The 26,197-nt window shown below is 48.4% G+C and carries 22 protein-coding genes; 7 read left to right on the forward strand and 15 right to left on the reverse strand.

Annotated elements, in window-relative coordinates:
* Nucleotides 1-420 (forward strand): ATP-binding cassette domain-containing protein (locus tag KTG14_RS06585; protein WP_216970176.1); only part of this gene is annotated, 420 nt, incomplete at its 5' end.
* Between the two features lie 1,242 nt (nucleotides 421-1,662).
* Here the strand turns inward: KTG14_RS06585 and KTG14_RS06590 are convergent.
* The 3 genes from KTG14_RS06590 to KTG14_RS06600 form a co-directional block, all read right to left on the reverse strand.
* The gene (locus tag KTG14_RS06590) at nucleotides 1,663-3,111 is read right to left on the reverse strand and encodes a phospholipase D-like domain-containing protein (protein ID WP_254178028.1); all 1,449 of its coding nucleotides are present in this window, start codon (nucleotides 3,109-3,111) and stop codon (nucleotides 1,663-1,665) included.
* A gap of 110 nt (nucleotides 3,112-3,221) precedes the next feature.
* Nucleotides 3,222-3,758 carry an RNA polymerase sigma factor gene (locus KTG14_RS06595; protein ID WP_216970177.1) on the reverse strand — a complete coding sequence of 179 codons (537 nt, stop codon included), beginning with the start codon at nucleotides 3,756-3,758 and terminating at the stop codon, nucleotides 3,222-3,224.
* Nucleotides 3,759-3,896: 138 nt separating this feature from the next.
* On the reverse strand, nucleotides 3,897-5,171 hold the full coding sequence (locus KTG14_RS06600) for a hemolysin family protein (RefSeq protein ID WP_216970178.1): 1,275 nt from the start codon (nucleotides 5,169-5,171) through the stop codon (nucleotides 3,897-3,899).
* A gap of 150 nt (nucleotides 5,172-5,321) precedes the next feature.
* Here KTG14_RS06600 and KTG14_RS06605 point away from each other — a divergent pair, with 150 nt between their 5' ends.
* The 4 genes from KTG14_RS06605 to KTG14_RS06620 all read left to right on the forward strand — a co-directional run bounded on the left by KTG14_RS06605 (nucleotide 5,322) and on the right by KTG14_RS06620 (nucleotide 9,434).
* Nucleotides 5,322-6,701 carry a dipeptidase gene (locus KTG14_RS06605; protein WP_216970179.1) on the forward strand — a complete coding sequence of 460 codons (1,380 nt, stop codon included), beginning with the start codon at nucleotides 5,322-5,324 and terminating at the stop codon, nucleotides 6,699-6,701.
* 72 nt (nucleotides 6,702-6,773) lie between these two features.
* The gene (locus KTG14_RS06610) at nucleotides 6,774-7,349 is read left to right on the forward strand and encodes a glycerol-3-phosphate acyltransferase (RefSeq protein WP_216970180.1); all 576 of its coding nucleotides are present in this window, start codon (nucleotides 6,774-6,776) and stop codon (nucleotides 7,347-7,349) included.
* A 102-nt stretch (nucleotides 7,350-7,451) separates the two neighbouring features.
* Nucleotides 7,452-8,315: a DegV family protein gene (locus KTG14_RS06615; RefSeq protein ID WP_216970181.1), complete on the forward strand. Its 864-nt coding sequence runs from the start codon at nucleotides 7,452-7,454 to the stop codon at nucleotides 8,313-8,315.
* Between the two features lie 99 nt (nucleotides 8,316-8,414).
* Nucleotides 8,415-9,434, forward strand: a complete 1,020-nt coding sequence (locus KTG14_RS06620) for a DUF2804 domain-containing protein (protein ID WP_216970182.1) — start codon at nucleotides 8,415-8,417, stop codon at nucleotides 9,432-9,434.
* 59 nt (nucleotides 9,435-9,493) lie between these two features.
* Here the strand turns inward: KTG14_RS06620 and KTG14_RS06625 are convergent, their stop codons facing one another.
* Genes KTG14_RS06625 through kynA form a run of 3 tightly spaced genes read right to left on the reverse strand, consistent with a single transcriptional unit; the run spans nucleotide 9,494 to nucleotide 11,237 of the window.
* Nucleotides 9,494-9,658, reverse strand: coding sequence for a hypothetical protein (locus KTG14_RS06625; RefSeq protein ID WP_216970183.1), 165 nt, complete (start codon nucleotides 9,656-9,658; stop codon nucleotides 9,494-9,496).
* A complete protein-coding gene (locus KTG14_RS06630) occupies nucleotides 9,655-10,365 on the reverse strand; it encodes a glycerophosphodiester phosphodiesterase family protein (RefSeq protein ID WP_216970184.1) in 711 nt (236 codons plus the stop codon). The genes KTG14_RS06625 and KTG14_RS06630 overlap by 4 nt, the downstream gene beginning before the upstream one ends.
* A 17-nt stretch (nucleotides 10,366-10,382) precedes the next feature.
* On the reverse strand, nucleotides 10,383-11,237 hold the full coding sequence (gene kynA, locus KTG14_RS06635; protein ID WP_216970185.1) for a tryptophan 2,3-dioxygenase: 855 nt from the start codon (nucleotides 11,235-11,237) through the stop codon (nucleotides 10,383-10,385).
* Nucleotides 11,238-11,385: 148 nt separating this feature from the next.
* On the opposite strand from kynA, the gene KTG14_RS06640 reads away from it, so the two are divergent.
* Nucleotides 11,386-11,904, forward strand: a complete 519-nt coding sequence (locus tag KTG14_RS06640; protein ID WP_216970186.1) for a YusW family protein — start codon at nucleotides 11,386-11,388, stop codon at nucleotides 11,902-11,904.
* 46 nt (nucleotides 11,905-11,950) lie between these two features.
* Here the strand turns inward: KTG14_RS06640 and KTG14_RS06645 are convergent, their stop codons facing one another.
* The 4 genes from KTG14_RS06645 to KTG14_RS06660 form a co-directional block, all read right to left on the reverse strand.
* Nucleotides 11,951-12,799, reverse strand: coding sequence for a GNAT family N-acetyltransferase (locus KTG14_RS06645; RefSeq protein WP_216970187.1), 849 nt, complete (start codon nucleotides 12,797-12,799; stop codon nucleotides 11,951-11,953).
* A 150-nt stretch (nucleotides 12,800-12,949) separates the two neighbouring features.
* Nucleotides 12,950-14,773 carry an ABC transporter ATP-binding protein gene (locus KTG14_RS06650; RefSeq protein ID WP_216970188.1) on the reverse strand — a complete coding sequence of 608 codons (1,824 nt, stop codon included), beginning with the start codon at nucleotides 14,771-14,773 and terminating at the stop codon, nucleotides 12,950-12,952.
* The gene (locus KTG14_RS06655) at nucleotides 14,766-16,490 is read right to left on the reverse strand and encodes an ABC transporter ATP-binding protein (RefSeq protein WP_216970189.1); all 1,725 of its coding nucleotides are present in this window, start codon (nucleotides 16,488-16,490) and stop codon (nucleotides 14,766-14,768) included. The genes KTG14_RS06650 and KTG14_RS06655 overlap by 8 nt, the downstream gene beginning before the upstream one ends.
* A 165-nt stretch (nucleotides 16,491-16,655) precedes the next feature.
* Nucleotides 16,656-17,567, reverse strand: coding sequence for a DMT family transporter (locus tag KTG14_RS06660; RefSeq protein ID WP_216970190.1), 912 nt, complete (start codon nucleotides 17,565-17,567; stop codon nucleotides 16,656-16,658).
* Nucleotides 17,568-17,834: 267 nt separating this feature from the next.
* Between KTG14_RS06660 and KTG14_RS06665 the strand changes: the two genes are divergently transcribed.
* A complete protein-coding gene (locus KTG14_RS06665) occupies nucleotides 17,835-19,841 on the forward strand; it encodes a sensor domain-containing protein (RefSeq protein WP_216970191.1) in 2,007 nt (668 codons plus the stop codon).
* Between the two features lie 331 nt (nucleotides 19,842-20,172).
* On the opposite strand, the gene KTG14_RS06670 is transcribed toward KTG14_RS06665, so the two are convergent.
* The 5 genes from KTG14_RS06670 to KTG14_RS06690 all read right to left on the reverse strand — a co-directional run bounded on the left by KTG14_RS06670 (nucleotide 20,173) and on the right by KTG14_RS06690 (nucleotide 26,173).
* Nucleotides 20,173-20,640 carry a threonine/serine exporter family protein gene (locus tag KTG14_RS06670; RefSeq protein ID WP_216970192.1) on the reverse strand — a complete coding sequence of 156 codons (468 nt, stop codon included), beginning with the start codon at nucleotides 20,638-20,640 and terminating at the stop codon, nucleotides 20,173-20,175.
* Between the two features lie 12 nt (nucleotides 20,641-20,652).
* On the reverse strand, nucleotides 20,653-21,408 hold the full coding sequence (locus KTG14_RS06675) for a threonine/serine exporter family protein (protein ID WP_216970193.1): 756 nt from the start codon (nucleotides 21,406-21,408) through the stop codon (nucleotides 20,653-20,655).
* Nucleotides 21,409-21,501: 93 nt separating this feature from the next.
* Complete coding sequence (locus tag KTG14_RS06680) at nucleotides 21,502-22,641, reverse strand: zinc-dependent alcohol dehydrogenase (protein ID WP_216970194.1); 1,140 nt, start codon at nucleotides 22,639-22,641, stop codon at nucleotides 21,502-21,504.
* A 144-nt stretch (nucleotides 22,642-22,785) separates the two neighbouring features.
* Nucleotides 22,786-24,924 (reverse strand): beta-propeller domain-containing protein, encoded by a 2,139-nt coding sequence (locus tag KTG14_RS06685; protein WP_308461971.1) that lies wholly within the window; start codon nucleotides 24,922-24,924, stop codon nucleotides 22,786-22,788.
* Nucleotides 24,925-24,994: 70 nt separating this feature from the next.
* Nucleotides 24,995-26,173, reverse strand: a complete 1,179-nt coding sequence (locus KTG14_RS06690; protein WP_216970196.1) for an alanyl-tRNA editing protein — start codon at nucleotides 26,171-26,173, stop codon at nucleotides 24,995-24,997.
* Nucleotides 26,174-26,197: the final 24 nt, after the last annotated feature.

Consider the following 26,197-nt stretch of genomic DNA (forward strand, 5'->3'; position numbering starts at 1 on the left):
AGATGGTGTATAAGAGACAGTAGCTATTTCGAGCAGGAAGTCAAAGCACCGACGCACCGCCCGATCGATGAAATCTGGGATGCGTATCCTTCGATGGATCAGGGGCAAGTGCGCGGCGCCCTTGCCCGCACTGGGTTGAAGAGCGAACACATCGGCCGCCCGATGAACCAATTGAGCGGCGGAGAGCAAGCGAAAGTGCGTTTATGTAAGTTGATGCTTGAAGAAAGCAACTGGCTGATCTTCGATGAACCGACGAATCACTTGGACATCGATGCGAAAGCCGAACTCAAGCGTGCGATGCAAGCTTATAAAGGCACGATCGTTCTCGTCAGCCACGAACCGGATTTCTACGACGGTCTTGCCACCAAAGTGTGGAACGTGGAAGACTGGATCGAAGCCGGCAAGCAAACTCAAGAGTAAACCAAACCAAAAACCCGCTGCACACATGAAATTATGTGTGCAGCGGGTTTTTTCATTGGATATAAACAGCTCATGGGAAACTCTGCGCGAATGAATGGCAGAAAAAAAGAGCGAGTATTTAATAGTAGAATCGTTCCCGCATTCTACTTTTGCTTCAGCTTACTAGTCGCCGCCCGGCTTTGGGTTGGCCTCTTACAATAAGCCAGGAAAAACGCCTGTCTTATTGCATCGGCTCACCCTTGGCGCTGGCCAGCTTGAAGATTTCATTGATTCAGATGCGTTTAAATAGATCTGCTTCTTTACCCGTTGCCGGCTAGCGGGGGAATCGCTTCCCTGGTCTAGTTTCGATTGAGATAATTGGAATTCGGTTGTGGAATCGTTCCGATGTTCCATTGGCGTTTCTTGCTAGTATTCACCGCCCGGCTTTGGGTTGGCCTCTTGTCGCAAGCCAGGAAGAACACCTGTCTTACGGCATCGGCTCACCCTTGGCGCATGGCAGCTTGGTGATTTCATTGTACGAAGACTGTTTAAGTAAATCTGCTTCTATACTCCGTTACCGGCTAGTGGGGGAATCGCTTCCCGAGTCTAGTTTCGATTAAGATGTTGGAATTTGATTGTGGAATCGTTCCCGCATTCTATCTTTACTTCGGCTCACTAATCGCCGGCCGGCTTGAAGATTTCATTGATTCAGGTGCGTTTAAATAGATCTGCTTCTTTACCCGTTGCCGGCTAGCGGGGGAATCGCTTCCCGGGATGCGGCATCTGATGATGTGATACTTGAATCAAAAACCTTACCGGAAGATTAGGCATGAAAGTTGTATTCTCTTTGATCCAAATGATATGAGCTATAAAATATGGCACAGTTTCACATTTATATTCAATGCATTGAAGAAATTATCCACTACTCTAAAACTAGAGACGGAGTGGAAGGGGTGAATGGATGGCGAGGGGAAGCTGAGTCCATTCATTTGCGACGCATCTGCGCAGCAGATGTTTTCGTGCGATGCCCGAACATAGTAAGGGTTGAGCAGATGTGGGAGCCACGCGTATCAAGCGATGCTCGAACACCGAGAAATTTGGCACATTGGCTAGGCACCCGCCCCATCTCCGGGCAGCTGAAAGCGCGACGTCCTGTCGCATCAGCTGCATGACTTGCATCCTACGAGCCCCAAGCGTGCCCCTGCAACGCAGTCGACTGGTGAGAGCTATTGCACTCGCTCTGTCATGTCTTTTTACTCCCCTTTAATAAGTCGTCAGCTTGAAGAGTTTTTGGAAGTTGTAGATGCCGCGCTGCCAGAAGGTGAACCCGTCTTGATATTCTTCTAGGTCGAGTGTGTACAAAGCGTCTTCATTGTTCCACAGCCGATCGAAATACGTATCCAGCTCGCCGACCAAATCGCTGTCGGTCGGTGCTTTGATCAGGATGTCCGACTCGAGGTTATAATCCATTAACGTCCGCTCGGTCATATTTGCGGACCCTCCCATAATAATCGTTTCTTCGCCGCTTTGAATCATGATGGTCTTCGTGTGGAATTGCCCGACTACCGGATTGTACCAACGGACTTCTAAGGAATCGCCCGCTGCATCGACCATGCCATTCACCGCCGGACGATTCGGCAAACCGGTCTTCTCATTGCCGAATGCATTTTCATTTGGATCGAGTACGAGCTGCACCTCGACACCGCGGTTCGATGCCTCTTCCAAGCTCTTGACTACACTCGTCTCAGATAAGTAGAACATAGCCATCTGAATGCTATCGCCTTTTTGAGTGCTGTCCAAGTGCTTTAACAGCTCCTCCAATATTTTCCTCTCGGTCAGGTATTGCACTTCATAATCGCCTGTTTTTTCGGGCATTTCTGCTCTTGGGAAATCAGGGCCTCCGGACAATTTCGAGACGGCTTCTTCGGCTTCTAGAATATCATCAAGCACGGGCCCACTAACACGAAATGCCATATTGCCGTGCAAACCGCTCGCATCGTGCGGATTGGCTGAACTGATGATTGCTTCCTGCTCTGAAACAACGGTCTTCCGGTGATTCGCCTTAATGTTCATCATTTGCATGTAAGACGAAAGCGTCATATCTGGTGCATCGCTCGACATGGCATTTGCTATCCAACCGTCCCCCGAATTATCGAACCTTTGAAAGATTACTCGGTACAAACCTGAATACAGCGGCATCGAATCGCGCAATTTATCGAGGTCGGTGATGATCACTTCAATCCCTTCTGCTTTCAGCGTTTCCAGCAGCAAACTTTCATAAGAGCCGTATCCAATATTCAACGGGTCGGTGATGAAATAGATCGGGAAATCGGGATCTTCTTTCTTTTTCTCGATTAAATGATCTGCCAAACGTTCTGCAATCGCTGGATACGCGGTTTCCGTATCGTTGTAATTATCGAATAAGAACAGATCAAGCACGAGAAATTCTTCCGCTTCATCGATCAGTTCATGGATTTCATCGAAAATCCGCAGTTCACTTTCTAAACCTGTGCCTTTCTTATCCTGTGCATAGCTGAGGTCATAAATCATCTCTACTTGATTGGCACTATGCATATCGCCCGCGAATGAAACCCCTTCCGGCAAAGGCTTAAATGTGTGCCAAATAATCACAATTATGTACATCGCAGCAAGCAACCCTATTACACCCATGATAATGCGCCGGCGCTTACTGTAATTCTTGATTCTTCTCATTAAACTTCCGCCCCTTTGCTTCATTATAAGCGGAAGATCTACAGAAAAATATAAGTTATTATTTCCCATATTAAAACCCCAACCAATGGATGGTCAGGGTTTTAAAAACATTAGGCAATGACTACATATTCACGCGTTCTTACATCTTCAATCAACATGTCTTTTAAGCGTTGCTTGCCGCGATGCAGACGGGATTTCACCGTGCCGATCGAGACTTTCATCGCCTCAGCGATTTCAACGAGTGAGTATTGATGCACGTAGAAGTAAACAATGGTCGTCCGGTAAATCGCATCCAGTTCCGAAATCTTGTGGCGAATCATGATAGAGACATCTTGTTTTTCCAGTAATTCAGCAGTCCCGGTCTCATCAGTCGGAATCAAATCCAACAGCGAGACATCGAGCCCTTCCGGCTGGTTGGCAATATGCTTGCTGCGGCGCACGTTCTTGCGGTAGCGGTCACGGAATGTATTCATGCAAATCGTTGTCAGCCATGCTTTGGCGTGATCGACTTGGGCGATCGATGATTCATAGCGCACGACTTTCAGCCATACTTCCTGCATTAAGTCTTCAGCTTCGGCTTTGTTGCGGGTAAGTTTCAGGCATAAATGATAGATATAGCGGTTATATTCGGCATATAGCTCTTCCATCGGTGTTACCTCCGTCCGGTGATCTTATGCCCTTATTGTGCCTGAGTTTAGGCTTACGCTCTATCGTTCCCTCTTTCAGTCTCCTTACAATGTTGTAAGAAACAAAAAAGCCGGCCCAGATTTCGGGCCGGCTTTTCGCTATTGCCTTTTGGCTGAGTTTTCGCTGAGCGTTTCCTGCTCTTCAGGAACAGCGATTTTCGTGATCGTTAACCGCTCGATGCGGTTTCTGTCCATTTCATTGACGACTACATGCAAATTCTCGTAAGTGAATTCCTCGCCGACTTCTGGCACATGGCCAAGCTGCTGCATGACGAATCCAGCAATCGTGTCATGGTCTTCCGGCACTTCGACTTCGAACATTTCATTGACATCTTCAATTTCCAGGCGGCCGTGGCAAGACAACTGGCTGTCGCTGATCTCAAAGACCAGTTCATCGTCTTCGTCGTCCGTCTCGTCTTCAATATCCTGCCCAATCATTTCCTCGATGATGTCCTCATGTGTGACGATGCCGAGCGTTCCTCCGTATTCATCCAAAATCACGGCCATGTGCTTTTTCTTTGCCATCATCAATTTGAATACTTTCTCGACGCTCACCGATTGTACAACGAATAACGGATTATCATCCATCAGTTCCGCTAAGGTCAAGTTCGGGTTCATCGACCATTCGATGAGCTTTTTGGAATAGAACAACCCGACGACATTATCCATGCTTTCTTCATAGACAGGATAGCGCGTATACGAGGAATCCAAGATCAAGTCACGGACTTCTTCATAGTTCAGGTCGATCGATATGCCGACTGTGTCCGTGCGGTGTGTCGACATGACATCTGATACGTCTTTATGCGGGAAATCGAGCACGCCTTTGATGCGTTCCGATTCGTCAGCTTCAAAGGTTCCTTCAGTCGATGCGATATCGACCATTGTCCGCAACTCTTCTTTGGTCATCGTCGCTTCTTTGACGCTGCCTTTGGAGATGATGCGGATGAAGATGTTCGTGAACTGGGCGAGCAGCCACGTCAATGGCTTAAAAAGTACGACTAGAAATCCGATGACCGGGGCTACGATATAAGCGATTTTATCCGCGAAAGTCGCAGCAATGGTCTTCGGCAGCACTTCTCCGAAAATAATCAGGACAACCGTCAAGATGGCTGTCGCCAATCCGACCTCCCACCCTTCCGTGATGGCGATGGTCGTGACAAGTGTAGGCAGCATGATATTGGAAATATTATTACCGATCAAAATAGTCGTGATCATCCGGTCCGGCTTCGCGATCAATTTTTCGAGCTTTTGGGCTTTAACATCCCCCTGCTCCGCGCGAAGATGGACCTTCATCCTATTAACTGCCGTGAGCGCCGTTTCGCTTCCCGACAGGAAAAACGACATGACCAGAAATAATGCCAATGCTATAAACAAATTTACTTCCTCCAGTAAAATACATATAAAATTTTTTCGTTCTGTTTCCGTATTATCCATAATACCACAGCAATTTTCCTCTTGTCGAAAAGGACAACTTAGCTATGCTATAATTTCCACATACTAAAAATATTGGAAAGCAGGGATTTTATGAACGCCACTCAAATCGATAAGTACTTCAAAGATCACCGCCAAGCCCATCTCGAAGAATTGAAAAGCTTTTTGCGCGTCCCATCGGTCAGCTCCCTTTCTGAACATAAAGCTGATATGCAAAAAGGTGCAGAATGGCTAGTCAAGTCCATGACAAAATCCGGGCTTGAAAACATCAGCATCGATGAAACCGACGGCCATCCCGTGGTCTACGCCGACTGGCTCCATGCTGAAGGCAAACCGACCATTCTCGTTTATGGCCATTATGATGTCCAGCCGGTCGACCCGCTCCACCTATGGGAAACGCCGCCTTTCGATCCGCATGTGCGCGACAATAAATTATACGCGCGCGGTGCCAGCGACGATAAAGGCCAAGTGTTCATGCATTTGAAAGCGGTGGAAGCTTTGCTTGATTTAAACGGCGAACTGCCCGTCAATATTAAATTCATCCTTGAAGGCGAAGAAGAAATCGGCAGCCCGAGCTTGCCGAAATACGTTGAAGACAACAAGGAAAAACTCGCTGCCGACATCATCGTCATTTCCGATACCGGCATGCAAGGCCAGGGACGCCCTGCAGTTTGCTACGGCTTGCGCGGGCTTGCGGGCATCCAGATCGACGTCAACGGCCCTAAAGGCGACTTGCACTCTGGCCTTTACGGCGGTGCTGTACAGAACCCACTCCACGCTATTGTGGGTATCCTTGAATCGTTCCGCGATAAAGAAGGCGTCATTCAAGTCGAAGGCTTCTACGACGATGTACGCCCCGTATCGGATGAGGAACGCGCGGAATTCGCCGCACTTGATTTTGATTTGGAAAATGAAAAGCAGGCAATCGGCATTACGGAAGATTTCGGCGAGAAAGGCTATTCGTTCGTCGAGCGGACATGGATCCGCCCAACACTCGAAGTCAACGGCATCACCGGCGGATTTTCCGGCGAAGGGATCAAAACCGTGTTGCCAGCTGAAGCCAGCTCGAAAATTACTTGCCGCCTCGTCCCTGACCAGGACCCGGACGACATCATTGCCAAGCTGAAAGCGCATGTTGAAGCGCATAAGCCAGCAGGTGTCACAGTCGACATTACCGAATTCGATAAAGGCAAGCCGTTCCTGACACCATATGACCATCCGGCTATCCAGGCAGCTGGCCGCTCATATGAAAAAGTCTACCAAGTGCCTACCGCCTTTACGCGCATGGGCGGCTCGATCCCGATCGTCGCTGCATTCGATGAAATTCTCGGATTCCCTGTCGTCTTGATGGGCTTCGGGCTTGCTTCTGAAAATTTCCATGCCCCTAATGAGCATTTTCATTTGGAGAACTTCGACAAAGGACTCCGCGTCATCAGCGATTACTTGTTCGAAGCATCAACATTAGGCCAATAATCTTCATAGCCTCCCCTGATTTGGGGAGGCTATTATTTTTATGAAATTGCAGTTATATGCTGGAGGGATACGATGGTTATTTTGTATTGGCTAGGCAGTTATTTACTTGGTACTGTTTTGACTGCACTATGGATAGGGAAAAGGAAAGATGTAGATTTGACTTCTTCAGGCAGCGGAAATCCCGGCGCCCGCAATGCGTTGGCTGTACTCGGGCGCAGGGCATCACTACTGGTGTTTCTCGGTGACTTCTTGAAAGGTTCGGTCGTCGTGTGGGCAGGGCTTTGGCTTGAATTCTCTTTATTGTCTGTCGCCATAGCTGGCTTACTTTCAGTCATTGGGCATATTTATCCGGTATGGCGCAAAGGCCGCGGCGGAAAAGGAATTTCGACATTTGCCGGTGTTGCATTTTGGCTGACGCCCGATCTATTTTTGGCGATGATCGTCTTGTCATTCGCTTTCTATCCGTGGCTGAAAAGCGCGACTTTGTCGATGCTCGCAGGGTTCAGTGCCTTTTTCGCCGTCGCTTTCGCGTTTCAGGTGCAATCAGTTGTCTGGCCGCTGTTTGTCGCCATTATTATTATTGTAATTCGCCACAACGTAGATATTAAAGTTTCGTTGGAAACACGTTTCCCTTCAAATAGAGCCTGAATGCACTGTATTTGCAGATTTTCATTCAAGAAAGCTAGGACTATATTATTATCCGTGTTATAGTTTTATTATTCAAAATACTTAATAGATAGGGGTTTTACGATGAAAAAGCCAATTGCGTGGATTATGGATACGACCGGGTATGTCACAGACCAATTCAAATCGCACCCCGATGTCTATATTGTGCCGTTGAATATCCATTTCGGCTCGGAAGAATTTATCGATGACGGCATCGATTTGTCGAACGATGAGCTCTATGCACATATGAAAAGTTCGAAGGATTTCCCGAAAACCTCCCAGCCTTCTGCAGGAAAGTTTGCGGAACTTTATGAAAAGTTGAAAGAGGAATACGAATGTGCCGTCGCAGTCCATGCCTCGGCCAAGTTGAGCGGCACGATCGCTTCTTCCATGACCGGTGCAGAAATGACGGATTTCAAAGTGTATACCGTCGATTCACTCGCTTTGTCATACGGGCTATCCGGGCTTCTTGAACGCGGGTTGGCGCTTCAAGATCAAGGCCTTTCCGCAGAAGAAATCACCCAGCGCCTCGAACAGGAAACCACAGATTTCCGCAATTTCATCCTGATCGGAAATTTAAGCCAATTGTATAAAGGCGGCCGGATGAGCGGTGCCCAGTATTATATCGGCAGTGTTTTGAAGATCAAGCCGATTGTCCAAATCACAGAGAAAGGCGAGCTCGAGCCGATCGACAAAGTACGCTCCCATAAGAAAGCGCTAGCATATTTGCTCGAGCGCGCCAAAACGGACCACGAACAATACGGCATCAATTATTTCCAAATCATGCATGGCCACATCCCTGAACAGGCCGAAGAATTGAAAGCGGAACTTTTGAAGTTCGCGCCTGAAGCGGAAGTGTTGATCGGCAACTTGAGTTCCTCTCTGGCCGTCCACGCTGGAGAAGGCACCTTAGCCTTTATGTGGAGACGGCCGCCTGCCCACGCATAAGAAAACGCTAGTCTTTGTGCCCATTTTGCAGCGTTTTTCCGAGGGAATCCGGGAATTTCTGATACAATAAGGGCATATGAAGACAGCGAGGTGGATTCGATGCAACACGTGGAACGGGAACTTACAGAGCACGTTAAATTATGTGATGCCAAAGGCCAATTGAATCCTAATGCCATCGGCTACGCAAAGAAGCCGCTCGTCGAATGCAATTTGAAAGGCAATTTTCTGCGCAAGAAAAAATGGAATTATTGGTGTGTGTTCGGTGATGAAATCGTTTTTTCGGCTACCATCTGTCATTTGGATTATGCTGCTGTCTGTATTGTTTATTTCCTTAATTATGAAACGCAGCGCTTTTTCGAAAAAATGGTCATGGTTCCGTATTCCAGGAATTTGCGTCTATCCGACAGTGTGTTGGACAATTCACTTTTCCACAATTCCGAAATATCGGTCCATTCCATCTATGAAGACGGCAAAACACGTTTGGCGGTAACCATCCCCGACTTTGAAGGGGAAAAATTACATGCCTCCCTGACAATCGCCCATCCGACGGAGATGGAGTCGCTGAATGTCGTCATTCCATGGAATCGCCAGACCTTCCAATTCACTTCAAAACATCATGCATTGCCGACAAATGGAATGGTTCAAATTGGGCCAAAGCGGTATGATTTTGACGAAATAGATAGCTTTTCCGTTTTGGATTACGGCCGGGGCATATGGCCGCGGACAGCCGTCTGGAATTGGGGAATGGCTTCCCAGCGTTCACTTGGAAAAGTGATCGGCTTAAATTTCGGTGGCCAATGGACGGACGGCACTGGCATGACGGAAAACGCTTTTTTCGTTAATGGCCACATGACCAAAATCAGCGAAGACGTCATTTTCCGTTATGATACGGAAGATTTTAAAAAACCGTGGCTGATTCACACAAAATTGACAGATGACGTAAAATTGACGTTCACCCCTTTTTACGAACGTGTAGCGAAATCGGATGCACGGCTCGTGAAATCGGAAATCCATCAATTGTTCGGCTATTATAATGGCTATGTCCGGTACGCAGACGGCAAGAAGCTAAAAATTCACCAATTGCTCGGTTCTACAGAAGAGCATTACGCAAAATGGTAATTAAAAACCAAATGAAAACCGCCTGATGGACGTCGCTGAGACTTCCATCGGGCGGTTTTCTATTTACGTTCGGCCGTTTTTCTTGCAAAACTTTCATACCAGGGCTTTCCGACGAAAAAGACAGGCAGCAGGATTAATCCTGTGATGAGCGGCCAACCTGTAGCGCCGGCAAACCCTAAAGTCAGTGCTGCAACCACCCAGATACTCAATGCAGCTAGTTTCATCCCAATTCCTCCATCATTTTTTTCGGATAATCAGTGAAGATGCCCGAGACGCCGATCTGCTGCAATTGTTTGGCGTGGTCCAATCGGTTGACTGTATAGACATAGACCTCGCAGCCTTTTTCGATCAGTTCGGTGCCGTGGCGAAGCGCATACGGCAGGGATAAATGAAGCCGTTTCGTCCCCACTGTCTCCGCGTAAGCAGCGATATCCACCAAAATATTGGAAGCCAAAATCGCTCCCGGCACGTGATGGCGATCCATCGCCAGCTTTACGTCCAGGTGGTTGAATGAAGAAATGACAAGCCGATGTTCCATGCCCTGTTCAGCCGCAAGCTTCACCACTTTTTCCACCGCCCCCGCATACGGGAAAACGTCTGTTTTCAGTTCCACATTCAGCACATGATGGGTGTTTTTAAATACCCCAAAGACTTCTGCCAATGTCGGAATTTCGGTTCCCGCCCATTCGCCTGCTTTCCAGCTTCCGGCGTCCAGTGTTTTCAGTTCGGCAAGCGTCATGTCTTTTACATAGCCTTTGCCGTTAGTGGTGCGGTTCACTTTTTCATCATGGATGACAACAAGTTCATCGTCTGTTGATAAATGCACGTCCAGTTCCACCCCGTGAACCGGCAAAGCTGCAGCTTCCATAAAAGCAGGCAGCGTGTTTTCCGGATGCGTGCCCGAACTTCCGCGATGCGCAAAAATTTCCATAAGCCAACCTCCTACTTTTAGACGTCTGTCCGGATTTGCCAAAGTTCCGGGAAGAAATATTGATCCAATACTTTCTTCAAATAATTGACGCCGGATGATCCGCCTGTCCCTTGTTTGAAACCGATGATCCGCTCAACCGTTTTCATGTGGCGGAAACGCCATTGCTGCAGCCAATCTTCAATGTCGACCAATTTCTCCGCCAATTGATACAGTTCCCAATGCTCATCGATATTGCGGTAAATTTCCTTCCACGCTTCCCGGACGCTGTCATTCGGTTCGTATACAGTGCTGACATCGCGCGATAGTACGCTTTCGTCAATCTTAAATCCGCTGCGCGCCAATTTTTGGATAGCAGCATCATACAAGCCCGGTGCGTGGAACGCTTCTGTTAATTGCTCGTGCAAGACTGGGTCTTTTTCATAGATGCTCAAGACATGCTTGGTTTTGTAGCCGAGCGCGAATTCGATCATGCGGTACTGATAGGACTGGAAGCCACTCGCATTGCCGAGGTCATCACGGAACTCCAAGTATTCGGCAGGCGTTAAAGTCGACAGCACATCCCAGCCTTGAATGATCTGAGATTGGATGCGCGATACGCGTGCCAATTGCTTGAACGCCGGCTGCAGGTCGTCTGCTTCAATATGGCGGATGGCCGCCGACAATTCGTGCAAGATCAACTTCATCCACAGTTCAGAAACTTGGTGGATGATGATGAAAAGCGATTCATCGTGGTGACCGCTGACCCCATCCTGTGCTGACAACAGCTTATCGAGATGCAAATAATCGCCGTACGTCATACTTTCCTTAAAATCGGTGCGGATATTCTGTTCGTTTGCAGCAGCGATATTCTGCCCGTTTTTGTATTTATCCATTTAAATGGCTCCATTCAAGCTCGGCTTGTGCTCGACTCTGCTATTGGTTCCTATCGTACAATATCTTTCTGCATTTTTCATTGCTTACTCCGCCTAATTTCGGGAATAGAACGGTAAACATTAAAAATTGAAAGGGAGTTTTCTCATTATGATTAACCACAAAAAAATGATCTTTCCAGTTTTGGTCATGTCCGCTACACTTGCCCTAGCTGCTTGTGGCGATGACGAGGAAGTCACGCAGCCTGTCACAGATGAGTCACCAGAAGAAACGACAGCACCGGAAGCGGAGTCGACTGAAGACGCTTCTCCAAGCGGCGGAACTGAAGTAACTACGGACGGTCAAACTTACGGATTTACTGACTTATCTGTTGAGGTCGATATGCCCGATCAGGATGACGCACTTGACATTAGCTACGAAGAAGAGCGTGGCCGAGTAGAAGCCGAATATGAGAATAAACCCGACGATGTTGACTTGACCGGCGATGACGCTTTCAATGAAATGGAACAAGGCTTGTCCCAGTTAAGCTTAACTCCTGACACACCGGATGATGAAGTCATCAGCCAAGTTGTCGAAGCTTTCGGCATAGACCCTGGCTTCAAGAAAATCGAAATTGAAATAGACTATGCGGACGGCTCCGATAAAAAATACGAACAAACAAATCAATAAGCGCTAAAACATAACTGTCCGGCTGAACCATCCGCCGGGCGGTTTTTTATTGCAGCGGGCGCTGCCAGTATGAAATCGTGTAGAGTTTTGAAAAACCAGCCTTTTCGTAAACCGGCCAGGCCCTATTTCCAGTTTCGACTTCAATCAACACGCGCGCTAAATCTTTTTCGTGTGCTGCATGCCTTGCCCACTGCAAAAAGAATTGCCCATTGCCTGAACGCTGTGCATCCGGGGAAACCGCAAGCGCCGTCAGCCACATGGCCTGATCTTCCATGCTCATTGTAGCTGTAGCTATAAGTTTTCCATTTTGGCGCATCACATAGACCTGGCGTTCCGGATCGGCGAGGTTATGCTCAAGGACCGGAAGAACCGACTCATCAAATGCCGCGCACAAAAGAACCTCTAACTCATCCAAATGCTTTTCTTCATATGGAATAACTTCCATTCCCTCAGCGAGTTCGTAAGCAGGAAGAGGGGCAGCTTCAAACTGTAACTCCTGGAAAGACCGTTTATATCCCAGGCTCATCAACCAAGCATCCGTTTCTTCATTTTCAGTAAAAGCCGCGAGTTCACTTTCCGCCCCGCGCTGTGCGAGAGAATGCTGCACGCCGTCAGCCAAAGCCGTCGCCAGCCCAAGCCGTCGGTAATCCGAAGAGACAAATGCAGACCATTCGTAATGGTGCACGCCGACCAAATCCGCTGCCGCCGCACAGGCCACCAGTTCCCCATTATTGGTATAGGCGAGCACCGCGAACCCTTTTGCGAAAGATTTTTGCCATAATTCATTTTGCAGCAATGTCCGGCATTCTTCCGGTTCGCTGGCAATTAACCGCTCCATTTCCCCGGCAGTCTCCGCGTCCAGCGGAAACGACGCAATCGACAGGGATAATTCCATTTCCATCCCGCCTTTCTTTTTCTTCTTATCATAACCGCCCAAAGCGCTGGCCGCCACCCAACCCCTAAAATTACAGTTCCCTTCACTGCCCTTTCATTAGAAATAAAAAAGCAGAAGTCGGGATCTCCCCCGCCTTCCGCTTAGGTTTCGCTATAATTTGGCATCTGCCAGCATGGTGGCATACAAGCCGCCTTTTGCCATCAATTCGTCCTGGCTGCCTGCTTCGACTAATTTGCCGAGCTCCATGACATAGACGAAATCCGCTTTCCTTACTGTATTCAAACGGTGGGCAATGACAAAACTCGTGCGCCCTTCCATGAGGCGTTCGAGCGCTTCCTGGATTTTCAGCTCCGTTACTGTATCGATCGAACTTGTCGCCTCGTCCAGCAGCAAAATGACCGGGTCTGCGATGAGCGCCCTTGCGATCGACAACAGTTGCTTCTGCCCTTGGCTGATCATCGAACCGTCGCCAGACAGCACCGTGTCGTAGCCTTCCGGCAGTTTGGAAATGAAATCATGGGCATTGGCTTGTTTCGCCGCCCCCACTACTTCTTCATCGCTCGCATCGAGCTTTCCGTAGCGGATGTTGTCGCTGACCGAAGCTTCGAACAGGAACGGATCCTGTAAGACGAACGCGATCTGCTTGCGCAAAGTTTCGCGCGGCATCGCCCCGATCGGCGTGCCGTCGATGCGGATCTCCCCTTCATCGACATCGTAAAATCTGGCGAGCAATTGCATGACCGTCGTTTTGCCGGCACCCGTCGCACCGACGAATGCCGCCGTCTGCCCAGTTTCCACTGTAAAGCTCAGATTACGGATGGTCCATTCTTCTTCCGCGCCTTCGTATTTGAAAGACACATGATCGAATTCGACTTTTCCTTCAAGCCGCTTTTCGGCGTTGTGTTTTGTATCATCGGCTTCTTCTGCTTCGTCCATGATGGCGAAGACACGTTCAGCCCCGGCAATGGCCGAGAGCACCGTATTGAATTGGTTCGCCAAATCGTTCAACGGCCGCGTGAACTGGCGGGAATACTCGGTGAAGATAACAATCACGCCGATTGTGACCGAGCCGTTCAAAGCAAGCAATCCGCCGACACCCGCCACGATTGCAAAACTGCCGTTGTTGAGGAAGTTCATCACTTTTGGGATAAAGCCGGCATAGGTCCAAGCCCAGAAACCGGTGCGGCGGAGGCGTTCACTTTTGACGAGGAACTCATCCATAACGCGGTCTTCCTGGGAAAAGGCTTTGACGATTTTCTGTCCCGAAATGGTTTCTTCGATCATGCCGTTCAGATCCCCGACCGCTTTTTGCTGTTCTTTATACAAACGGCCTGTGCGCTTCGTGATCCAACGAACGGACCAATACATGATTGGGATGATGATAAATGTCAAAACGGTGAGGATCGGGCTGAGAAACACCATGACTACTGCCGTCCCGACCAGTGTCAAAATACTAGAAAATACTTGAATGAACGAGGTGTTGAGTGTCGATGAAACGTTCTCGATATCGTTGGTCATGCGGCTCATCAATTCGCCATGCTGGCGTTTATCGAAAAACGACACCGGCAAGCGCTGAAAATGCCCAAACAGTCCCGCCCGCATTTGATAGATAACTTGCTGGGCGATGCCGACCATCCAGTAGTTTTGCAAGTAGAGAGTCACCGAATGGAGCACATAGACCACGATAAGCCAGCCGATGATCAAGCCCATGCCTTCGAATGCCCCCGGCACAATATACGTATCGATGATGTAACCGATCAAAAACGGCCCGAGCAGCGCCATTGCGGAACTGACGAACACAAGCGCCAAGACAATGATCAATAACGTGCGCTGTTCGTCCACCAGCTTCCAGACCCGCAGCAAGGTCGATTTCCAGTTTTTTGCGCGTTCATTATTCTTATCCGGTGATTTTTTCAAATCTTCCTTCGTCAATACCGGCTCGTAGCCAAAAGGCCGGCGGATTGCGTCAAACATATTCATCCACCTCCTCTGCTTGCTGGGACTGCGCGATCTCACGATACAAAGGAGACATTTCCAATAATTCGTCGTGTGTGCCATAAGCTGACGCGACGCCTTCCTCCAATAGCAGGATGCGATCTGCACGCATCGCCGTGCGCACTTTCTGCGTCACCAAGAGTGTGGTCGCTTGTTCTTTGTCGAGTTCCGCCCATAACGCAGATTCGGTCTTCACATCAAGCGCACTGGTACTGTCATCGAGAATCAAAATCGACGGTTTGCGGACCAATGCCCTTGCAATCGACAAGCGCTGCTTCTGGCCGCCGGATAAATTGACGCCTTTTTGGCCGACGCGCGTTTCATAGGCTTTCGGGAAGCGCTGGACCGTTTCGTCAATCTGGGCTTTTTCTGCGGCCTCTGTAAGTTCTAGAAGCTCCGCCCGCTCTTTGCCCCAAGCCAGGTTATTGGAAATGCTGCCGGTAAAGAGCATCGATTGTTGGGGCACAAGCCCGATCGTCTTGCGCAATTCCTGAAGGTCCCACTCACGAACGTCACGGCCGTGGACGGATACGCTTCCTTCTGTCGCTTCATAGAATCTCGGAATCAGCTGCAATAACGAGGTCTTTCCGGATCCCGTGGCGCCCATAATGGCGAGCTTTTCACGCGGTGCCAGTTCGAAGCTGATGTTTTCAAGCACTCTTCTTGAAGTGCCTGGATACTCAAAGGAAACATCGTCAAAACGGACGGCCCCTTCTCTAAGCGGCACAGTCGCCCCATTTACTGCCTCGCCGCCATCATCCGCCAAAAGCACTTCTTCGATACGGTCAGAAGATGCTTTGCCACGCGCAAAGGCCATGATAATGAACGAGAACATTGAAAATGCGCCGGTCATGCGCATTGCGTAATTGACGATGGCGACCAATTCACCGATTTGTGCGTCTCCACTCTGGATTTCAAAAGCCCCGAACCAGACAACCGCGAGTAGAGACACGTTCATGCCAAAAAGCAGAATTGGCAAAATAATTTCCATGATGCGGAACGCTTTGACCGTATCGGTCTTGAGCGCACCCGCCACTTCCGAGAAGCGGTTTGCTTCGTACTTGCCGCGCAAATATGCTTTGATCAGCCGAACCGCTTGCAGGTTTTCCTGCACCATTCGGTTGACTTTATCAAGCCGCCGCTGCACAAAGCTAAAATAGACCACGCCTTTTCTCACCATGACGTATAAAAACACCAGTAAAACCGGAAAGACAATGACCAAATAAATCGCCAATTGCGCATTGACGACAAACGCCATGATCATGCTGCCGATGACTATCAGCGGCGCGCGCAGCATGATGCGCAAACCCATATACAGCACTTGCTGAATCATCTGGACATCGCTTGTCAGCCGCGTGATGAGGCCTGATGCCGGAAACTTATTGAACATCGCAAGCGAGAACGACTGGACACGCTCATAGACTTGCCGCCTGACGTCAAACGAAAAGCTATGGGATACATGGGAAGCGAAATACGAATTGACAACGCCTGACATAAAGCCAATCAATGACAAGCCCATAAGCACAAGCCCCAAGCGAATGATCGTGTCCTGGTCTCCAGCCACGATCCCGTCATCGATGATGCTGGCAATGACCAATGGCTGCAGGAGCTCGACAACCAACTCCAAGAGCATCAGGAACAGCGCAACACCTATCAGGAAGGAATAGGGCTTGGTATAAGAGAAAACAGTTTTCATAAAGGTGCCTCCTGAACATTTCGAAACTCGAACTTTATTTAAAACTAGTATGCCATAATTTTCAGTTATCAGATAGAGATATCCCCTTTTTTTGTCATGCAAAAAAATGAATGCTTTTTGTGTTCGAATAAAAAAAGCATGCAGTATTTAGCTGCACGCCTGTACTCAAGAGCGGTCTTCGATGGGTTTGTCACTGCCTGCAAAAGATAGCCAAGTAACAAAGACCAGCATCAGCACAGCTCCCGCGATCTGCAATGGGGATAGAATATGGCCGAACCAGACAAGAGAGAGGGCCATTGCCGTCAATGGCTCTATCGCAGACAAAATGCTCGTCTCCACGGGTGAGATAAATCGCATGCTGCTAAGGAATAAAACAAACGCCATCGTACCAACCACAATAATAGCGATAATTGTCAAAATGAGCGTCGAATCTGCCAATAGCTTCCATTCATCCGACAGGAAAATCGGATTGAGGAGACCGAGAAAGATTCCGCCAAACAGCATGGACCAACCGACCACGAGCAGAACGCCCCACTCCTCCATCAGCCTAGCAGGATAAATTGTATAAAAAGTAAACGCCAAACCGACAAGGGCTCCCCAAAACAGCGCTTCACCACTGATGACCAAGGAATCTACTCGCCCGTCCGTCAATAATAAAAACAAGCCAGCCAGTGTGCCGAGCATGCCAAGCACTTGATAGACCGGTGGCCATTTGCGCAAGCGCATGGAAATGAAGACGATGACATAGACCGGCGCCAAAAATTGCATCAACGTGGCAAAGACGGCGTTGCTCGTATCGATTGCTGCGACAAAACTGTATTGGACGCCAAGCATGCCAGCCACTGAAAAGATCAACAAGGGGCGGGTCCATATCTTTTGCCGGAAAATCGATGTCACTTGCACCTTTTTCATTTTTAAAAACAACAGCAATGCGATGCCGGCCACAATAAGCCGGATGGTCAAAAGAAATGGCACAGAGATCGAGTAAACATCGAGTGTCCATTCCATAAGCGGCCCGGTCGCTCCCCAAAGCATTGCCCCTATCAGTACCATAGATACTCCTTTTAGACGTTCCATTCCCCATCACTCCTTGCAGATAAAAAAACCAATCTGTGACAAATTAGCTAATTCAGCTCTTTTTTTCACTACAAGCCTAGTAAATCGGGACAAATTAATCGATTTCCTCTATTTTCAACCGAATCATGTCTATTCTCTCATGAGGGGTAAAATAAAGGTAGTATGCTATCTGTGCTAAAATTCCCGTGTTATATTTTTGTAAAGTGGTGACGAAAGACCTTTTCTTCTTTATAATGAAAGTACAAAACGGTTAAGGAGCGTCAGTTAATGAGTGAAAAGCAGGATTTTTTGGCACAAACCCTAGCATATAACCATATTCCCTTCCCTATCATCATTTTCGATCAAGAAGGACTCATCACTTGGTTCAACGGGCACGCCGAACGCATCTTTCAACTAAATACAGAAACCGCTAAAGGCCAACCCTTTTCCTATATGAATCCAGAACAAGCCGCTTTCCATAAACAGCCCTGGGACATGTTGTTGGAAAGCACGAACCCTGTTCGATTCGAAAATATGGAAATCGGCCTTGGTAGCGGCGGACAAAACAATTCCACAGTCGTCACGAAAGCGTTCACATCGCATGGCGAACGTTTTCTTTTGACGATCTATGAGATCGATGACAGTTTAAGCGCTGATTCGGCGGCAAGAGAGTTGAGCCATCTCCGCCATGGGCTGGATGATTCGTTCATGATGACTTACTTCGATCAAGAGTTTCTTGTAACCTACGCGAATTCCCATTTCCTAAAACTTAGCAAATGGACCCCGAAACGCGTACTCGGCAAGCCTGTTTGGCAAATGTTCCACGACAGTGAAGAAGACCTTGAGTTTGTCGATTCGATTCTGGAAAGTTTGAAGAGTGGGCAAGTATGGAACGGCGAAGCAAAAAAAGCGACAAAAGACGGTGAAACTTATTGGGTTGACCTGACAGCGATTCCAATGCAACTATCAGAAGCAGACGCTTATTATATCTTCCTTGAAAAAGACATCACAGAAACGAAACACGCCCAAAAGCATCTTGAGGAAATTGCATTTATCGACCCGATTACAGGGCTAGAAAACCGCCATCGCCTTGAACAAGCTGTCGCGGAACACATCAAGGAAGGCCGCCATTTCTCTTTCCTGTTCCTCGATATCGACCGTTTCTACACCTTGCGTGACGTATCGGATACCGATACTGAAAATGAATTACTGATCGAATTCACCAAGCGTTTACGCATGTATTTCTCGGATTCATTGATCACAAGAGCGGGGCTTCATGAATTTGCGTTAATCACACCTTTGCCGAACTGGTTCATTGAGGGCTTCCTGCCTTATTTGCAGCAGCATCCAATCTATATCGGCAATGCAGCAGTTCCACTCACCGTCAGCGGCGCCATCACGAAATATCCGGAAGACCAGCAAAGCTTCGTCCACTTGATCAAAGCTTCCTATGCGACCATCAAGAAAGTCAAAGACCGCGGCGGCAGCGCCATTTCCACTTTGACAGCAGACGACCACGAACGCCTGAACCGGAAAGCACTCATTGAAAAACGCCTTGTCCATGCGTTGGACCGGAAAAACCTGCAGTTGCTTTATCAGCCGCAAGTGAAGCTCTCGACTGGCACTGTCGAAAGCGTAGAAGCACTCGTCCGTTGGAATGATGCTGAAGTCGGTATTGTGACGCCTGATGAACTTATCCCAATCGCGGAAGAGAATGGCATGATCCATGAAATTGGCAGCTTTGTTTTGGAGACCGCCTGTGCGCAACTGAAGGACTGGAAAGCGAAAGGAATCAATTTGCGCATCAGCATCAACTCATCCATCCGCGAATTTCGCGATAAGGACATGGCGAGCATGCTGATCGAGCAAATCAAGGCAAATAATTGTGATCCCCAATCTCTGACGATCGAAATCACAGAGAAGTTTGCGCTTGAAGCGGAAGCCGAACGCTCGATCATGCAACAAATGAACCGCTTGAACCAACAAGGCGTGCAATTTGCACTTGATGATTTCGGAACAGGTTATGCATCTTTCCGCTACATGCTGTTATTGCCAATTTCCTCGTTGAAGATCGATCAGACCATCATCCAATCGATTACAAAGCAGGAAAAAATGCAGAAAATGATCAACGGCATGATCCAGTTCGGTAAATCGCTTGATTTCCAAGTGGTCGCTGAAGGGGTCGAAACAAACGAACAGCTTGAATTGCTTCGAGTAATGGATTGCAATAGCATCCAAGGCTATATCGTCAGCCACCCGATGAACGCTCAGGAACTTGAGCAGTGGATTAAATAATCTTTCTTCCCAGACTGTGGAAATACTCCGCGGTCTGGTTTTTTTGTTGTGTGAGGGATCGATAAGTGGGAATTTATTATGGCATAACTGAGTTTTTGAAGTTGGCATCACGTGGCTACTCGCTGTCCTGCTTTGGGTTGGCCTTTAGCAGCTTGGACATTTCACTGACTATGGAGTGTTCACGGGCATTGGCTTTTTTACGAGTTGCCGGCTAGCGGGGAAATCGCTTCCCGGGATTAGTGGGAAATTGAGGCGTTATTGCCAGATCCTGCATACATTATTTTCAGAAAAAAAGGCTGCCCGTAAAGCTGGCAGCCTGTTGTTTAATCAATCATTCCTGAGTGAAGCCCATTTTTTTCTGTGTCCGTCTTGCTTGATACTTGAAATACAATTGCATGATGACTTCTGCGAAAACCAGGCCCATTGCGATGGCACCTGAAATCATCAATGCCTGCACGGCAAAATCGACTGCTTCCATGTAATCATTTTCCACGATATTGCGCATCGCATTATATGCACGACTTCCGGGAACGAGCGGAATGATACCAGCGACACTGAAGATGATCATTGGCATTTTAAAGGTCTTCGCCAAAATGTGTGCAACAATGGCGACAATAAAGGCGCCGGCAAATGTCGCTTGAATCGGATCATCAAACAAGAGGAAATAGCTCCGGTAGACAAGCCATCCGCTCATTCCGACAAGCCCGCAACTGATTAGTGTCTTTCTTGGAATGTTAAAAATGATGCCGAATGCGCCGGCTGCCAAAAAACTTAAAAATGCCTCCAAAGGCCAGTTCATTCGATCTCCTCCTTAAAATGACAATACGATGGCGATACCAGCCCCGATGGCGAATGCCGTAAGAAAAGCTTCCGCACCCATCGACAGCCCCGAGACAAAATGGCCTGCCATCATATCGCGTACAGCGTTGGTGATCAGCAAGCCGGGAACGAGCGGCATGACCGAACCAATGATGATGGTATCGGGATCATTGCCGAATCCGCTATACACCACTAATACCGCCAAAGTACCGATGGCGACTGCTCCGATAAATTCCGCGAAAAACTTGACCCTTGTTTTCACGAGTACCGTTTCCACAATATAAAATCCAATTCCCCCAATGAGAAAAGCGAATGGAATGTCCGCCCAGCCACCGCCCATCAAAATGAGGAAGCAGGCACTGGCAACTGCTGCTGCAAGTACTTGCAGCCACAAAGGGAACAAGTAATGGTTTTTTTCGATTTCCGTCATTTCTTCATACGCCTGCTGCAATGTCAGCTGTCCTGCTACGAGACGCCTTGAGACGGCATTGACGCGTGCTACCCGTTCGAGGTCGGTACGACGCCCGTGAATGCGTACAAAGCGCGTCGGTAAATCGTTGCTCGGGGAAAACATGATGCCCGCTGGAGTCACAAAGCAATGGGAATCCATCATATTTTGCGAAACCGCCATCCGGATCATCGTATCTTCCACCCGATATGTCTCCGCGCCGCTTTCCATCATGACTTTTCCGGCCAATAGAAAACAATCCAGCGCAAGTTCTCTTCTGACTTCCGATATTTCGGCCATCTGGTCTTCCCCCCTTTTTTCTTCTGTACCATCATACCGCAGGCAAGGCAAAAATAAAACGCTCCGGTTACCGGAGCGTTTCATCGGCATTTTTTAAGGTTTTAAAATGACTTTGGTGCATTCGTCTTCGTGGTCATTGAAAATCTGATAAGCCTTACTCGCTTGATCGAGCGGCACGATGTGGGAGATGATCTCACGCGGATCGAACTCCCCTTTTTCGATTTTATCGAACAACATTGGCATTAAATGAATAACCGGGGCTTGCCCCATCTTCATCGTCACGTTGCGCTCGAACAAATTGCCGAGTGGAAATTGATTATAGGTCAACCCATAGACGCCCGTCAATTGAATGGTCCCGAATTTACTGACGGCATCTTTGGCGATATCAATTGCGCTCAGCGTTCCGCCCTGTAGCATCAGCTTCTGCTGTACGGCTTCCGCAGTCGATTTCTTGCCGTCCATCCCTACACAATCAATGACGACTCGAGCTCCGCCTTGTGTGATTTCATGAATCAGTGCACCCGTGTTATCATGCTGGCTGAAGTCGACAATTTCTACATTGTTCATCTTTTTCGCTTTTTCCATCCGATACGGCAGTTCATCCACCGCAATAACCCGCGCTGCGCCTTTCATCCAGGCAAATTTCTGGGTCATGAGCCCGATTGGCCCACAGCCAAGAACAACAACCGTGTCGCCTTCTTTGACTCCGGCATGTTCAACGCTCCACCAAGCTGTCGGTAACACATCCGATAAGAAAAGTACTTGCTCATCTTCGAGCTCTGAAGATTCCGGAATGACAAATGGCACGAAGTTGGCATAAGGTACACGCAGATATTCAGCTTGGCCTCCTGAATAATCGCCATAGCGTTCCGTCAAACCGAAATAGGCACCTGTATCGAAATGAGGATTGCCGTTTGAGTTGTCGCATTGACTTTCCATTTCGTTCGAGCAATAGAAGCAATGCCCGCAGCTAATATTGAAGGGCAGGACGATGCGATCGCCTTTTTTCACTTTCGTGACATCCGGCCCTACCTCTTCAACAATACCCATCGGTTCATGGCCGATGACCGTATTCTTGGTAGTGGGCAATGCCCCTTGATAGATGTGCAAATCTGTTCCGCAAATGGCGGTAGAAGTGATTTTAACGATAATATCATCACGTTTTTGGATTTCCGGCGTTTTTACTTCTTTGACTTGCATATCTTTTGTTCCTTGAAATGTTACTGCCTTCATATTTTCCCCTCCCATTTAGTGATTTCAGAATATTTTTCTTATTCCCGTTTTCTGTCAGTGCAAACGTTCATTTTCCAATTATATTCCATCTGAAAAGCACAAATAGCGGATCTCCCTAAAGAGATCCGCTCACAGAAAACATATTCATTGCAGGGGTAACGTATCGAGTGGTTCGAAATCCGACAAACGATAGCTTCTGACTTCAGTATTAGCCACTGTATACAAAGCGTCTTTTGCATAAGCCAAGCGCTGGACCGATGTATTCCAGTCTTCATAAGGCTGGTCGGACGTTTGGGTTAAATCGGCTGATAGCTCAATTCCTTCTGGCGTGATCGAGTAAATTAAAGCCCCTTCTGCCTGAAATTCGATATATTCCATGCCGTCGCCCTCATAGATCGATACCGGGAAACCGAATAAGCTCTGCTGTTCATTACGGAATAAAGCCTTGTGGTCGTATTGCAAGGCAGAATAGGTTCCAGGGCCGCCGATGATTTCCGTATCGGTTTCCTTGGGGTCGCTCATATCGCTGACATCGAACAGCGATATTTTCATGCCGCCGGTCACGATCCGCGGCTCGCCGCCCCCTTTCGCTGGCTCGATTTTTGTATCGTAGCCAAAACCAATCAAATGCTTGTCATCAAGCGGATGCAAATAATTGGAAAATCCAGGTATTTTCAATTCACCTAACACTTCTGGAGCGGTAGGGTCTGAAACATCGATGGCAAACAACGGATCGGTCTCACGGAACGTCACCATATAGGCTTTACTGCCGATAAAGCGGACCGAATAGATGCGTTCACTCGGTGCCAAGTTTTCCACTGAACCGACTTGCTCCAATTGTTCATCTAAAATGAACAGATGATTTTTCGGCTCGGAAGCCGGTGTCCAGGCGGTTCCTTCTGTTGTCGCCAAACGAAAATACCCTTCGAATTCATCCATCGAAAATTGGTTCAACAAGGAACCTTTCACCCGAGCCGAAGCGATAAATTCTACCAAAGTGCCATCCAAGCCGAATTTGAAGATTTCCGTGTCCGCTTGCTGTGGCACCCAAAGCGCCGTATCTTCAAACTCCCCTTCAGCCGTCTCAAACGCAGAAGCCGTCAAATAGAGATGCTGTTCGTTCATATACAGCTGTTCATTGCCGCCCAAAAAGCCTTTTGTGGAAATTTTGTTTGACGCAGGCGCTTCCATGCTAACAGAGGTGATGACGCTATAGCTCCCTTCCATTGTCCCTGGCAAGATCGTCAGGTTTTCATAAGGCAAGGGTTCAAACTCTCCACCTTGCGCGGAATCGAATAGTGTTGGCCGCAATTCCATATCAGGCTGCTCCTCCAATATCCAGTAATTCAGAAACACATTACTGACATAATACAGGGTGCCATTTGATAGCCTCGCATTATTGAATGTGCCTTCATTGCCGAATTCGCGGATCAGCTCCGGCTTCTCAGGTGAAGTTATATCATAGAGAGAGACGACTGTGATACCGGAATAAGGCATAAAGCTTTCCACTTCCACATCTCCTTCGGTTCCCATGAGCGAAAAGCGGCTGGAAATGACAGCAAGCGTATCGCCGGATAAGAATAATTCCTCTGGATACGTTTCCCCGTCAAACTCCACCACTGCTGCAAGCTCCATGTTCCCCGGGTCTCTGATATCGGAAATCACCACACGCGACTCGCTGACGGAATATAAATATTCGCCGTCCGTTTGCACAATATCCCCTTCATCGATACCTTCGACCTGGTTATTTGTGGACGAATGGTCGCCGCCTCCCATTCCCCCTGACTCGCCTGAAGCGCTATCCTCCGCTTCCTCTACCCCTTCACCGAAGCCGCGATAAAACGGATTATCTTTTTGGAGATTCAGCAATCGCGTAAAATAAGTACGCAGTTCCTCTTCCCCGCTCAGGTTCTGGACTTCGTCTTGTATCGTGAACTCGAGTTGGTTTGTCGAAAAGCTTTTCAGGAAACTGCTCGATAAAGCGGCTTTGGTGACATGAAGCGTATAGTCTCCGCTAGCGATATCTGGGACTTCGAGCGTCTGCCCTCCATTCGCCAACCGCATATCGAGATCGAGCTTTCGGCCATCTGTGCTTGTGAGGTAAACGGCTCCTTTTTCAATCGCATCCGCATCGAGCGGTGCTGAGAAATTTGCCCGCCAGCCGGATTCTGAAAGGGCTGTGGAAGATCCACTGATGGCTACATTTTCCGTCAGCGTAATAAAAGCTATACCTGAAAACACCAAAAGAATCGCCGCTATCCACCACGCTCTGCTCCATTTCACAAACACCACGCCCTTTCCATGCCATTTCCCCATTAGACCCTTCACATCTTCAAAAGGTTACAGCTGATGTTCAGCCATTTGCATGAAGTTCGTTGAAAATTTCCCGGAAGTGTTCGAACGGTTTTTCGGTATTGCCGCCGCCCTGCGCAAGTGCAGGTGTTCCGCCTCCCTTGCCGTCTGTTTCTTGAAGCAAGCGTTTCAGGGTCTCTCTCATATCGGCAGAAGACTCTTTGCCTCTTGCACATACCAAGCGAATACCGCTTTGTGCCTGCGCTGCAAACAATAGGCAGACAGACGGGTATTCTTCAGTTATCAGGCGTGCCAGCTGCTGCAATTCCTTGACTGGCCGGTCACCGAAATTCCGGACCAAGATGCCATCTTCCGGCGACAAGGCTTTTGTTTCAGCTAGCAAAAGTTGTTTTTTCAATTCTACAATTTCTTTGTCGGCTGCAATTTTTTCTGACAGCAAAAGATCTGTAGCTTGCACCATTTCCGCAAGTGGGGCATTCAGCTTCCCGATCAATGCATCGCTCATGTCGCTCAACTTGCCGAAATGTTCGAGCGCTCGTTCTCCGCATAGAAAATAGAGCCGCGTGCCGCCTTTCGCTTTTTCTGTGCCAAGAATTTTCATAAGCCCGATTCCCGCTGTATTGTCCGGATGCGTGCCGCCGCAGGCATTCAAATCGGTCCCCTCTATTTCCACCAAGCGGATGTCGCCTGTGACAGCGGGCGGCTTCCGAAGAGCCAATTGCCCAAGCTGCTGTCCATTTACAAAACGGGTGCGGATCGGCAAATGCTGGCTAATGATCCGGTTGGCTTCAAGTTCCACTTGCTGCAATGTTTCACGGTCAATGGCCGCTTGATGCAAATCGATCGACACCCGCTCTTGGCCAAGATGGAAACTGGTGGTCTGGTAGCCATGACGATCTTCCAGTAAAGCGCTCAAAAGATGCTGGCCGGCATGTTGCTGCATATGGTCCCATCTTCTTTGCCAATCCAGCACCGCCTTGTATTCGCCTGGCTCCAGCTGCCGGTCCAAGTAATGGCGAATTTCCCCATCCTGATTTTGCACATCAAGCACTGCGGCCGGTCCAATCACTCCCTGGTCTGCTGACTGTCCGCCCCCTTCCGGATAAAAGCAGGTCTTGTCGAGGACTACATACTGCCCACTTTCGTCTACTGCCGAGTCAGCCACTTGAACTATTATTTCTTTTAAATGAGGATCTTCGTAATATAATTTTTTCGTCATATGAAATCTCCTTTTTACGGAATT

Origin of the sequence: Planococcus sp. CP5-4_YE (genome assembly GCF_019042655.1) — a bacterium.
GTDB lineage: Bacteria > Bacillota > Bacilli > Bacillales_A > Planococcaceae > Planococcus.